The following is a 12,440-nucleotide window of genomic DNA, read 5'->3' on the forward strand; positions in this document are numbered from 1 at the left end:
CAACAGTTTCTCAAGCTTTCTTTTCCCAACGCCCTTCGGCGTTCTGCTGCCAGTAGGTCAATTTGTGCCCCTGTTCTTTCAACAGTTTCCATTGCGCCCTCGCCTGTTCCAGCTGTTGCTGGTCGTGGCCATCAAACATGAGAACCAGCCGCTCATAGGCTTCGACGTTCTGCGGTTCCGCGCCATCGACGAGAAAGCGTACCGTCGCGCTGTTGGGGTTGCCGTGGCCCGTCGTCAGAATGATGGGCTGCTCTTCCGGATGAGGCTCCTGGTCAGTCGCATGCGCAAGAAACGAAGCATCGGACCAGGTCCATAGATGATTGTCGAGACTGTCTCGCCGCTCTTCGGAACCTGTCTGGATGACGACTTTCCATTTGCGATCAAGCGAACGCTCGACCAGACCCGGCAGTGCGTTCTCCAGCGTCGATTCAGTCAGATGGTAGAAGAGGATTTCGGTCATATTACCCAAGAATTCAGAATTTCGTGTGTTTCGATCTGGTCTTCACCATGATTGGCTCAGTTTTGATATGGTTCCACCATCCCCGCAAGCGTGGCCGTTCGTCAATCAGTCGAGAGCCGGGTGCCACACTATCCGCTGCCGCCAGTACGCTGGCGAGATAGCATGTCGCCAAAGTCCGATCATTCAACCCGGCCTCGGGCGAAGAATTCACAAAGCCTTCAAGCACCCCAAGGACGTGCCGAGATTTCTCGATGTCCTCGTCAGCCGGATCAAGCCCCTCGCGCCAATAAACCGGAACGTACAGACCCCAAACCAGCGGGCGATAGGCATAGTTATCGACGATCCGCATAATCTGACGCATCCGTGCACTATCCTCGGCTCTGGACGGCACAAGCCTGGGATGTTCGATGACTGCATCGATGTAATGGACAATGACGTCCGTCTCATAAAGACGCACGCCGTCCATCTCCAACGCCGGGATACGCTTGAAAGGATGCCGGAGATCGTAGTCTTCCGGCAGGATTCCACCTTCAAATGGGTCAGCCTCGATCAATGCAAACTCGACCTTCTTTGCCAGGAGGACGAGCCGCACTATGCGCGTGTAGACGCTTTCTTCGGTTCCGTAGAGTTTGACCTCCACCCGACCTACCCTTCGAAATTGTCGCGAACCAGCCTGTCGAGAAGGCGAACGCCGTAGCCCGAGGCCCAGGACTGGCTATATTCATTGGTCGGCGCGCCTATTGCCGTTCCGGCAATGTCGAGGTGGGCCCAAGGCGTATCGCCCACGAAGCGCTTCAGGAACTGTGCGGCGATGATTGCGCCACCGTGACGCCCGCCAATGTTCTTCATGTCGGCATTCTTGGTGTCGATAAGTTTGTCGTATTCGGCGCCGAGTGGCATCCGCCAGAGCCTTTCGCCGGTTGCCTGGCCGGCATCGAAGAGCTGTGCGGCGAGCGCGTCGTCATTGGAAAACAGCCCTGCCTGATAAACGCCGAGAGCCACCATGATTGCACCTGTCAGAGTCGCGAGATTGACCATGAATTTGGGCTGGAAGCGATCATTGCAATAGTAGAGCGCATCGGCGAGGACGAGCCGTCCTTCCGCATCGGTGTTGAGCACTTCGATCGTCTGGCCCGACATGGACGTGACGATATCGCCGGGGCGCTGCGCATCACCATTGATCATGTTTTCAACGATGCCGATGACACCAACGACATTGACCTTGGCCTTGCGTGAGGCAATTGCATGCATAAGGCCGGTGACTGCGGCCGCACCGCCCATGTCGCCCTTCATTTCCTCCATGCCGCCAGCGGGTTTGATGGAGAGACCGCCAGAGTCAAAGGTCACGCCCTTGCCGACAAAGGCGATCGGCTTGTCTTTGCCTTTGCCGCCATGCCATTCCATGATCGCGATGCGCGCGGGGCGCGTGGACCCCTGTGCGACGCCGAGGAGCGAGCCCATGCCGAGCTTCTTCATGTCCTTCTCTGTCAAAATCTCGACCTTGACGTCGAGCTTCTTCAGCTCTTCGATGCGTTCGGCGAATTCGACTGGACCGAGAATATTCGCAGGTTCGTTGACAAGATTGCGGGCAAGAATAACGCCATCCGCCACCGCTTCGGCGCTTGCAAATGCCTTTTTCGCGGCGTGAGGATCCGCTACCTGGATAGTAATGCTGGCGACGAATTTATCTTCCTTCTCGCTCTCGTCTTTGCCTTTTTTTGTCTTGTACTTGTCGAATGTGTAGGAGCGAAGCAGCATGCCGAGTGCAAAATCCGCAGCGTTTTCGGCTGAAATCTCCGTGCCGGGCAAAGCGAGGATCACCGACACATTTTTTGATTTTCCGATTTTTGAGAATGCCGCGCCACCGATTTTCAACCAATCATCGCCCTTGAGCTTGGCCGGATCGGCGCCACCCACCAGTACCAACCGTTCCAGTTCAGTGCCATTTGGAGCGAGGGTCGAGAGGCTCGTTGCAAGTTTTCCCTTGAAATCCGAGACACCGATGATACGCGACAGCAATGCTTGTCCGACGACAGATTCGGCTTCTGCAGCTGCTTTGCCTTCAGCGGGAACAAGCAAGATTGCGGTGCCGCTTTCGACAGCTGCATATTTTGCGAAACTGATGGATGGGCGTTTGGACATGATATCTCCGGTTTGAACAAAAATGTGACTTTCATGATCATCGATCTTGATGAATGAAGGGGGTGATCGTGAAGGGATTGACTAAGACCTTGTTAACTAGCTTTCTTCGCCTATTTTTAGCCAAGCCTGACTAGATTGAACATATGTCGGGTTTATTGAACATGTAACGGGTTCGTCCCATAAAGCTCAAAATAATGCCTTGGCTCCCATGGCATGGATTGAACGGTCGGGCTTTAATGAACGGCTGGTCCAACAAGGTGGCGGAACTCTTTTTGCGAAACATGACATGCGCCTGATTGAGATATACATCTTGCGACGGATCGTCGTCATGTTTTTTGCCGTTCTGCTTTCAGCGGTCGGAATCACATGGATCGTCCAGGTGCTCGGTCGCATCAATTTTCTGACGACCAGCGGACAAAGCTTCTACTATATCCTGAAATTCAGTTCCAACTTGCTTCCATCCGCATTTCCCGTGGTGATGCCGTTTGCTCTGGTGATTGCCGTGACGCAAACACTTTCGACGATGAACCAGGATTCGGAACTGGTGGTCATCAATGCGGCTGGCGCGCCACGCTCCGCCGTGATCTCGCCCTGTCATGCTTTTTGCGATCGTCATTGCGGCTGCATCCTTCCTCATTTCCAACTTCGTCGTGCCGTATTCGCAGATGAACATGCGTCAGATGGTGGCCGAGGCGCGTGGCGATGTGATCAATCTCGTGGTTCAACAAGGTTCGTTCCGGGAAATCGATACGGATCTTTACCTCCAGATCGAGAACCGTGATTCCAACGGTACGATACAGGGCCTGTTCGTTTCTGATTCGCGCGACAAGACGACGGATCTCATTTATTATGCCAAGGAAGGCCTTGTCGTCCAAACCGCCGATCAGGGCCTGCTGATCATGAAGGATGGCGAGGTTCATCGACGCGATGTGCAGACTGGCAATGTGTCCATCATCAAGTTCAATACCTATGCTCTTGATCTCGCGGCATTTCTTTCGTCGGACGACAAGGAAGCCACGATTTTTCCGAAGGACCGGCCTCTCGATTACCTCATGAATCCGGATCCCAACGACAAACAATATCAACAGCGTCCGCTTCGCTACACTTCCGAGCTTTACAAGCGCTTGACGGACTGGATGTATCCAATCGTGTTTGCGCTGATCTCTCTCGCAGCAGCCGCCGACTCACGGTCTCACCGCGAAGCGCGCATATCCGCTTCATTTACGGCCATAACGATCAGTCTCATTGTGTTCTGGCTGGGATATTCGACCGGGCAGAGCACGGACAAGAATGCGTCGCTGCTGCCAATGCTGTTCGCAATTCCAATTCTCGCGGCGCTTTCCGCGATCTATGCGCTCGCAACCAATCGCCAGATCGGTATCCCGACAACGTGGAGCAACTGGTTCAAGAGTATCTTTGAAACCAGACAGGCAGCGTTCGCCAGCGCCGGAGCAAGATTGTTCGGTCGCAAGCGCGGAGGACACCGGTAATGATCGGCTGGACGCTCGGGCGCTACTTCTTCCTCCGCTATGTGACGATCACATGCTATTTCCTGATGGGCAGCTTTGCGTTGGCCCTGATCCTCGACTTCACCGAATTATCGGGAAAACTGTCTGCGCTGCCCGATTATTCTGCGATCCGTGCTTTTGGGCTGTCGGTGATGCGCATTCCCTACATCATGCAGCAGGTATTTCCGTTCATCGCGCTGTTTGCAGCGATGGCGACGCTTATTTCGCTCAATCGTAAATATGAACTGGTCGTCGCCCGTTCTGTCGGCGTTTCGGCCTGGCAGTTTCTTCTGCCGGCCTGTACAGGAGCGTTTCTTTTCGGCCTGGCGGCTGTGCTGGTCGTCAATCCGCTTGCTGCCTATGGTTTTGAGCGAAGCGAACAGATAACTGCTAACTGGCGCGCCGGAAAAGCCAATGATGTATCGGCAGATCGCGTCCCTTGGTTGCGGCAGAAAACCGAAGAGGGCGAAACGATCATCGGCTCCAAGTCGATCGTCAACCGTGGGTTGCGTTTGATCGACGCGGTCTTCATTCGGCTTGACAAGAATCAGGACGTTACCGAGCGGCTGGACGCCAAGAGCGCCGATCTGGATGACGGTTTCTGGCAGCTGAATCAGGTGACGAAATTTGTCTTGGGAGAGACGCCGGTTTCCTTGGACACCGTGCGCATTCCAACCCATCTGCGCCCTGAATTCGTTGAAGAAAGCCTCGCGCGGCCCGAGACCATTCCTTTTTTTGAGCTGCGTAACAAAATTGCCGCAGCTCGCTCTTTTGGCTATCCAGCCAACGCTTTTGACATGCATTTCCAGTCTTTATTGGCTTTGCCGGCTCTGCTGATGGCGATGACTTTAATCGCTGCAACCGTTTCGTTGAAATTTGTTCGGTTTGGACAATCGGGGACGATGATTCTGGGTGGCGTCCTCGCAGGCTTCGTGCTTTATGTCGTCACTGTTGTGGTCAAGGCATTTGGTAATGCGGGATTCGTTCCGCCTTTCGTTGCCGCATGGACACCCGTGTTGATTGCAACATTTTTTGGGGTCTCCTTTCTGTTGCACAAGGAGGATGGTTAGAGTGGGATTGAATGTAACGCGCTCGGTGTTGCCGGCGTGGCTTGCACACCTTGCGTGCAGCACGGCCTTGCTATGCCTTGCGGGCGGGATTTCGCTCCCAGCCTACGCCCAGACGGGCGATGCACTTGTTGGAAATGTACAAACGGATCCAAACGCACAATTGCTGCTGGAGTCGGATGAGCTTGTCTATGACATCAACGCCAAAACCATTTCGGCGGTCGGCGGCGTGCAGATCGATTATGACGGAAACCGCCTCGTGGCGCGCAAGGTCACCTATGATCAGAACACCGGCCGCCTCAAAGCGGAAGGCAAGGTCGAGATCGTCGAGAAAGACGGCAACCGCATCTACGCGGAAAATCTCGATGTTACCGATGATTTCAAGGAAGGCTTCGTCAACGCATTGCGCGTCGAGGCGGCCGACAATACCCGCTTTGCAGCCGAGACCGCCGAGCGCATCGGCGGCGAGCTGACGACATTCAACAATGGTATCTACACGGCGTGCGAGCCCTGCCGGGCCAAGCCTGATCGGGCGCCGCTGTGGCAAGTTCGCGCCCAGAAAATTGTCTGGAATGGCAAGAAGAAAACCATTCGCTTTGAGCGTGGCCGATTCGAGATGTTTGGCATGCCGCTGGCATTCCTGCCGGCGTTCGAAATTGCCGACCCTACGGTCAAGCGCAAGAGTGGCTTCCTGATTCCGAGCTACCGCCACGAAACGGAACTCGGTTCCGGCGTCACGGTGCCCTATTTCTGGGCGCTGGCTCCCAACTACGACCTGACGCTGCAGGGAACTTACTATACGCAGCAAGGCTTCCTGGGCGAGGCGGAGTGGCGTCACCGGCTGGCGAATGGTCAATATACGATCAAGCTTGCTGGCATCGACCAGCAGGATCCTGGTGCGTTTGACAGCATTGACAACGGCGACGAGGTCGACGCAAATGCTACGACACGCGGCATGATCGGAACGACCGGAGCGTTCAACATAAACCCGCGCTGGACGTATGGCTGGAGTGTCCTGGCTCAGTCGGACAAGGCTTTTGCCTATCGCTACGGCATCGCAGACTATGACAACTATAACATTACCGACCAAGTCTATCTGCGTGGCCTGCATGACCGCAACTATTTCGATCTCAGTCTCTACCGGTTCCACGTTCAAGAGGGCTTTGAAGACTCCGATTCGAGATCTTCCGAGGAAAAGCAGCCCTGGGTGCTGCCCAGCCTCGACTATGCCTACACGCCTACGCAGTCGGTTGCGGGCGGCGAACTTAATTTCAATTTGAATTTGCAGGCCCTGCATCGTGACAAATTTGACGGCAATTTCAGCGGTGTTGATCGGACTGGCTACATAGCCGGCATAGAAGGCGACGATGGCCGCATTACCGGGGAAGCCGAATGGAAACGGTCTTTTATCACGCCTAGCGGACTGGTCATTACCCCACTTCTCGCCCTACGGGGCGATGGTGTTTATGCAGATGGCACGTTTGTCAATGCCGACAAAAGTATCGGTGATGTGCGTTCCGACGTCTTCCGCGGCATGGCTACCGCCGGTCTTGAAACGAAATGGCCGATCCTGTTTACAGCCGCCAACTCGTCTCACGTGCTCGAGCCGACGGCCCAACTTTTTGTTCGCAACAACGAATCCTATGCGGGTGACTTGCCGAATGAAGATGCACAGAGTTTCGTATTCGATGCCTCAAACCTGTTCGAACGTGACAAATTCTCGGGATATGATCGGGTGGAGGGTGGTACCCGTGCCAATCTCGGTCTCCGCTATTCCGGTACCTTCAATAATGGCTGGGGCTTGAATGGTATTGCAGGCCAATCGTTCCAGCTGGGCGGGCTCAATTCCTTTGCATCGCCAGATTTTGTCAATGCTGGTGCCGAATCCGGGCTGGAATCGGCTCGTTCCGACTATGTTGCAATGATCGGTGCAAACAAAGGCGCGTTCAATATCACGACTGGCGGAAGATTCGACAAGGACGATTTTGAAGTCAAGCGTGCAACAGTGGCAACCACGACGTCTGGTAAATATGGCTCCGTTTATGTGAAATACGCTTTCATCGCCGCACAGGAAACCTATGGCTTTCCCGACGACCGACAGGAAGTCACTGTCGGTGGACAGGCCAAGTTGACGCCGAATTGGCGGCTCCTCGGCTCCGGAACGTATGATCTTGTGTCAAGTACCCTCGTAAAGCGCACTGCTGCGCTTGCCTATGATGACGAGTGTTTCACGTACAGTATGTACTACACTCAGGAGCAACCTGTTACCGTGAACAATGTCGAGGGGGAGAAGACGTCAACGTTCGGCTTCAACATCTCTTTCCGGACCTTGTGGGGAATCGGCAAACCGGTCGATATCGGCGGCATCTAATCGTATTGTCTAAGCTGGCCGCACTTGCGGCCAGTCATGCTTTTGCCTTAGTAAAGCGACAATAAAGAGGAAATGAAAATCACAAGAACAAAAACCAGGGTCCATTTCGCGAAAATGGTCCATGATCGGACAAGTTGAGAAATGATGGTGAGGAAGCATATTCTTGCAGCGGCGATGATCACTGCATTGAGCTCGGTTCTGACGGTTGGCGTGACATTGCCTGTTGCAGCAAGCGAGATCAAGATTGTCGTCAACGGAGCCGCCATCACCGACTACGATATTTCAAAGCGTGCTGCCTTCCTGAAACTTCAGCATAAAAAGGGCAACCTTACCCAGCAGGCGCGGGATGAGTTGACCGACGAGGCGCTCAAACGTCAGGAATTGAAACGTCTCAATTTGCTTGTTTCGGATAGTGAAGTGAACGATGCCTATATACGCTTTGCCACCAATAACAAGATGACGCTCAATCAGCTTAACGGCGTGCTGGACAAGTCCGGCGTGACACCGCAGCACTTCAAAGAATACATCCGCATGCAGATGAGTTGGGGCCGCGCGCTCGCCACCCGCAACCGTAATCAGGGTGGAACCAGGGTTTCCGAGCAGGATGCCGTGCAACGCATGCTCAAGGATGGCGGCAAGAAGCCCGTCTCTACCGAATATCAACTGCAGCAGGTGATCTTCGTCGTACCGGCCAATAATCGCGGCATTCTCGCCAAGCGTCGGGGAGAAGCCAATGCCATGCGTGGCCGTTTTAGCGGCTGCCAGGCAACGCGCGATATCGCCAAGGGCACACTGGATGTCACAGTGCGCGATCTCGGCAAATTCGTAGAGCAGGAACTGCCACCGGAATGGTCGAAGCTGGTCATAGCCACGCCGGTGGGTCAGGCGACGACGATCCTGGATACGGATAAGGGCGTCGAATTTCTCGGCGTTTGCGCCACCCGTCAAGTCTCTGACGATCGCGTGGCCCGCCTCGTCTTTTCCCAGGAAGCGACAGCCGCCGCGGGCGACGGCAAGCCGGATGCATCGGCAGATGCCGTCGACAAGAAATATCTCGAGGAACTGCGCAGCAAGGCGAAAATCGTCACTGAATGATGGGATTGCATCAGGTCGTAAACTCATAAATCTGATGGAAATGGTATGAGTTCACGATCTAGCATGGAAGCCGCTCTCGCCGTCAGTTCCGGTGATCCTTCAGGTATCGGACCCGACATAGCAATCGCTGCATGGATGTTGCGCGAGCACATGCGGCTTCCCGCGTTTTTTCTGCTTGCAGACACGAAGTTAATCGCGTCGCGCGCTGTAAAGCTGGGCGTGAATATTCAACTGGAAATCGCAACACCCGAGAACGCAGCGACTATATTCGGCGAGGCGCTACCGATCGTGCCGCTGAAGCACCGGCAGTCGGATCAACCAGGCGTTCCACTGGCCGAAAATGCGGCAGGAACGATCGAGGCAATAGAAGAAGCGGTAGCATTGACGCTTGCGGGCCGCGCTCGTGCTGTTGTCACCTGCCCCATCGCCAAGAAGCCGCTCTATGAGGCCGGTTTCAAATTTCCGGGTCATACGGAGTTTCTGGCGCATCTTGCCGGCGAGCATCTGGGATATGAGGTAACGCCGGTGATGATGCTGGCTGGACCCTTGCTACGGGCAGTTCCCGTAACAATTCACATCGCCTTGAACAAGGTTCCTGCTGTTCTCGACACGGTGACGATCCTGACTGTCTGCCGTATCACTGCACTGGCACTCAAACATCAATTCGGCATAGCCAACCCACGGCTTGCCATTGCCGGGTTGAACCCGCATGCGGGCGAAGGCGGCAGTATGGGTATGGAAGACGAACTCATCGTGCGTCCGGCGGTGGAAACGCTGCGTGCTGAAGGTATCGATGCGCGCGGGCCTCTCCCGGCGGACACAATGTTCCATGCCGCTGCACGAGCCACCTATGACGCCGCGATCTGCATGTATCACGACCAGGCACTGATCCCCGCCAAGACGCTGGGTTTCGATGACAGTGTCAATGTTACGCTCGGCCTGCCCTTCGTGCGTACCTCGCCGGACCACGGCACAGCTTTCGATATCGCAGGATCCGGCAGGGCCAAGCCTGACAGCCTCATTGCAGCATTACGGCTTGCCGATGAACTGGCGCCAAACCGCACACCAGGCACATGAGCATAGATAGCCTTCCACCGCTGCGCGAAGTCATCCAACGCCATGAGCTGATGGCGAAGAAGTCGCTCGGGCAGAATTTTCTGCTCGATCTGAACCTGACAGGAAAAGTTGCACGCCAGGCAGGCGATCTCAAGGATCAGACTGTCATCGAGGTGGGACCCGGCCCTGGCGGCCTTACGCGTGCCCTCCTCGCCCAAGGTGCCAACGTTATCGCCATCGAGCGCGATGAACGCTGCCTGGCCGCTTTACAGGAAATATCCGATCACTACCAGGGCCGGCTTCGAGTCATCGCCGGCGATGCCCTGGATACGGATTTCTCTGCGCTAGCAGACGGCAGCAAGGTGAAGATCGTCGCCAATCTGCCCTATAATGTCGGCACGCAACTGCTGATCAGTTGGCTGCTTAGTGAACCATGGCCGCCGTTCTATGCGTCACTGACGCTGATGTTTCAGCGAGAAGTGGCTGAACGGATCGTTGCGCGCCCGGGCTCGGACGCCTATGGCCGTCTCGGCGTGCTGGCAGGCTGGCGAACAGAGGCGAAGATTACTTTCGACGTACCGCCACAGGCATTCACACCGCCGCCAAAGGTTACGTCCTCGGTCGTCCATCTGGTACCGCGTGTGGCCCCGATCGCCTGCGATGCGGCAGTGCTTGGACGTGTCACTCAGGCTGCCTTTGGCCAGAGGCGCAAGATGCTGCGTCAAAGCATCAAATCGCTTGGCGGTGAAGCGTTGCTTGCCAAGGTCGGGATCGACCCGACACGCCGGGCGGAAACGCTGTCAATCGAAGAGTTCGTAGCGCTAGCGAATGCGCTTTAGTCCAGCTTTTCATCAAGAAGACTGCTGACGAAATCGAACAGGCCCGGACAACGGTCACGGCGCAAGCGTTCGGCGGTGACGATCGACTGAACCTGCTGATAGGCGCGGTCGAGATCTTCGTTGACTATGACATAGTCGTAGGAGCGCCAACGCTCGATCTCGTTACGCGCATTGTCCAAACGCATATTGATCACCTCTTCAGCGTCTTCGGCACGCCGATGCAGCCGCTCTTTTAAAGCGGCCATGGATGGAGGAAGGATGAAGATACTGACGACATCGCCTTTCATCTTCTCCTGCAACTGCAACGCGCCCTGCCAGTCGATATCGAAAAGCATATCCTGACCATCTGCGAGCGCATTTTCCGCAGCCTCCCGCGGGGTACCATAAAAATTGCCGTGAACCTCTGCCCATTCGATCAACGCGTCGCTGTCGCGCAGCCGCTCAAACTCGCGTGTCGAGATGAAATGATAGTGGACGCCCTCGATTTCGCTGGCGCGGCGGGGCCGTGTCGTCACGCTGATCGACAGCGCGAGCTCAAGCTTTTCCTTGTCAGTAAGCAGCATTCGGGCAAGCGTCGACTTACCCGCCCCGGACGGCGATGACAGGACGAGCATAAGACCGCGTCTTTTAATGCTGTGCGAGCGAGATCGTGTCATATTGATACCGTTCTGTTTCCCGGATGGCGAGACAATCCACGCGGAAGGTGGCAAGGCCGATGCCTTTCCATCGTCCCATGCCGCCTGACAAAGTGGGTGTCCGCCAGCCGGAAACCCAGCCGTTGGTTTGCTCTGGCAAACCAACACGCTGTTAAACCCGCTGATCGAATTATCCGCATTTCGCAGAAACGCGGTTCGATCAGTGGGCCGGGTGAATTCGGGCCAAATCCATCGGGCTTCGGCGTCGTCCGATGGAAAGGCATCGGCCTCGCCAAAACCCTCGACCTTGTCCGCGAAATCCGTCCGGCAGAACGCATCAATATGGCCCGATCTCGCTCTAGCATGATTACTCCAGATTCTGTATCTGCTCGCGCAATTGATCCACAACAGCCTTCAGGTCAAGTCCGATCGATGTAATTGAAGCGGCATTGGCCTTCGAACAAAGCGTGTTCGCCTCGCGGTTGAATTCCTGGGTCAGGAAATCAAGCTTGCGGCCAACACCGTTGCCTTGCTTCAGAAGATCACGAGCTGCGGTGACATGCATTTCCAGCCGGTCAAGCTCTTCCTGGATGTCGGCTTTCGTCGCCAGGAATGCCGCCTCCATATACAGCCGCGACTCATCCAATGCGGGAGCGGCATCGAGCAGCAGCGAGACCTGTGCAGCCAGACGCGAGCGAATAGCATCGAACGAGCGGCTTGGATCAAGCCTCGCCTGTTCCACCAGCATCTCGATCGCCGCGATCTGTACAGTCAAAATCTCGCCCAACGCCTTGCCCTCGGCTTGGCGATTGTGCACCAGTTGAACCAGTGTTTCGTCCAGAACCGCCAGCACTGCCTCTTCTATCTTGCGCTGTTCTTCCGGATCGGCCGTCTCCTGCGGCGCCTCCAGGACGCCACGGAGCGCTATGAGGCCCTCCGGCGTGGACGCTGCCAGACCGTAATCTTCGCGCAGACGTGCAGCGATCGCTGCCAATTCCTTCAGAAGTGGTTCGTTGATGATCGCCTTGGCAACACCCGCGCTGCGATCGACGGTAAGGGCCGCCTGAAAATTTCCGCGCTTGAAATGCTGGCTGAAAAGGACGCGGGCTTTCTGCTCGATCGTTTCAAGACCAGCTGGCAGGCGAAACCGCACGTCGAGACCTTTGCCGTTAACCGACTTGATTTCCCACGAGATTTGCACCCCGGCGCTGTTCCGGAGGTGACGGGCAAATCCCGTCATGCTTTGCAATGACATGTCTACCCCCTG

10 protein-coding genes and 1 pseudogene are annotated in these 12,440 nt (G+C 55.7%); 6 read left to right on the plus strand and 5 right to left on the minus strand.

The window, feature by feature from the left end; translation table 11 throughout:
* Positions 1 to 10: 10 nt before the first annotated feature.
* From N8E88_RS29655 to N8E88_RS29665, 3 genes are read right to left on the minus strand one after another with little or no spacing between them, the layout of a single operon-like run.
* Entirely contained in the window at positions 11 to 460 is a 450-nt protein-coding gene (locus N8E88_RS29655) for a DNA polymerase III subunit chi (protein ID WP_262293653.1), read from the minus strand.
* Positions 461 to 473: 13 nt separating this feature from the next.
* A complete protein-coding gene (locus N8E88_RS29660) occupies positions 474 to 1,100 on the minus strand; it encodes a glutathione S-transferase family protein (RefSeq protein ID WP_262293654.1) in 627 nt (208 codons plus the stop codon).
* 5 nt (positions 1,101 to 1,105) lie between these two features.
* Positions 1,106 to 2,602: a leucyl aminopeptidase gene (locus tag N8E88_RS29665; protein WP_262293655.1), complete on the minus strand. Its 1,497-nt coding sequence runs from the start codon at positions 2,600 to 2,602 to the stop codon at positions 1,106 to 1,108.
* A 286-nt stretch (positions 2,603 to 2,888) separates the two neighbouring features.
* Here N8E88_RS29665 and N8E88_RS29675 point away from each other — a divergent pair.
* From N8E88_RS29675 to rsmA, 6 genes and pseudogenes are all read left to right on the plus strand, one after another.
* Positions 2,889 to 4,092, plus strand: a pseudogene (locus N8E88_RS29675) (LptF/LptG family permease).
* Entirely contained in the window at positions 4,092 to 5,180 is a 1,089-nt protein-coding gene (gene lptG / locus N8E88_RS29680; RefSeq protein ID WP_262293657.1) for an LPS export ABC transporter permease LptG, read from the plus strand. The pseudogene N8E88_RS29675 and the gene lptG overlap by 1 nt, the downstream one beginning before the upstream one ends.
* 1 nt (position 5,181) lies before the next feature.
* Entirely contained in the window at positions 5,182 to 7,548 is a 2,367-nt protein-coding gene (locus tag N8E88_RS29685; RefSeq protein WP_262293658.1) for an LPS-assembly protein LptD, read from the plus strand.
* Positions 7,549 to 7,689: 141 nt separating this feature from the next.
* On the plus strand, positions 7,690 to 8,643 hold the full coding sequence (locus N8E88_RS29690; RefSeq protein WP_410010632.1) for a peptidylprolyl isomerase: 954 nt from the start codon (positions 7,690 to 7,692) through the stop codon (positions 8,641 to 8,643).
* 45 nt (positions 8,644 to 8,688) lie between these two features.
* Positions 8,689 to 9,720 carry a 4-hydroxythreonine-4-phosphate dehydrogenase PdxA gene (pdxA, locus tag N8E88_RS29695; RefSeq protein WP_262293659.1) on the plus strand — a complete coding sequence of 344 codons (1,032 nt, stop codon included), beginning with the start codon at positions 8,689 to 8,691 and terminating at the stop codon, positions 9,718 to 9,720.
* Positions 9,717 to 10,538: a 16S rRNA (adenine(1518)-N(6)/adenine(1519)-N(6))-dimethyltransferase RsmA gene (rsmA, locus tag N8E88_RS29700; protein ID WP_262293660.1), complete on the plus strand. Its 822-nt coding sequence runs from the start codon at positions 9,717 to 9,719 to the stop codon at positions 10,536 to 10,538. Before pdxA ends, rsmA begins: the two co-directional genes overlap by 4 nt.
* Here the strand turns inward: rsmA and gmk are convergent.
* A complete protein-coding gene (gene gmk / locus N8E88_RS29705; RefSeq protein ID WP_262293661.1) occupies positions 10,535 to 11,194 on the minus strand; it encodes a guanylate kinase in 660 nt (219 codons plus the stop codon). The genes rsmA and gmk overlap by 4 nt on opposite strands.
* A 346-nt stretch (positions 11,195 to 11,540) precedes the next feature.
* Positions 11,541 to 12,428 carry a YicC/YloC family endoribonuclease gene (locus tag N8E88_RS29710; protein ID WP_262293662.1) on the minus strand — a complete coding sequence of 296 codons (888 nt, stop codon included), beginning with the start codon at positions 12,426 to 12,428 and terminating at the stop codon, positions 11,541 to 11,543.
* Positions 12,429 to 12,440 lie beyond the last annotated feature (12 nt).

It is taken from the genome of Phyllobacterium zundukense, from assembly GCF_025452195.1.
GTDB lineage: Bacteria > Pseudomonadota > Alphaproteobacteria > Rhizobiales > Rhizobiaceae > Phyllobacterium > Phyllobacterium zundukense_A.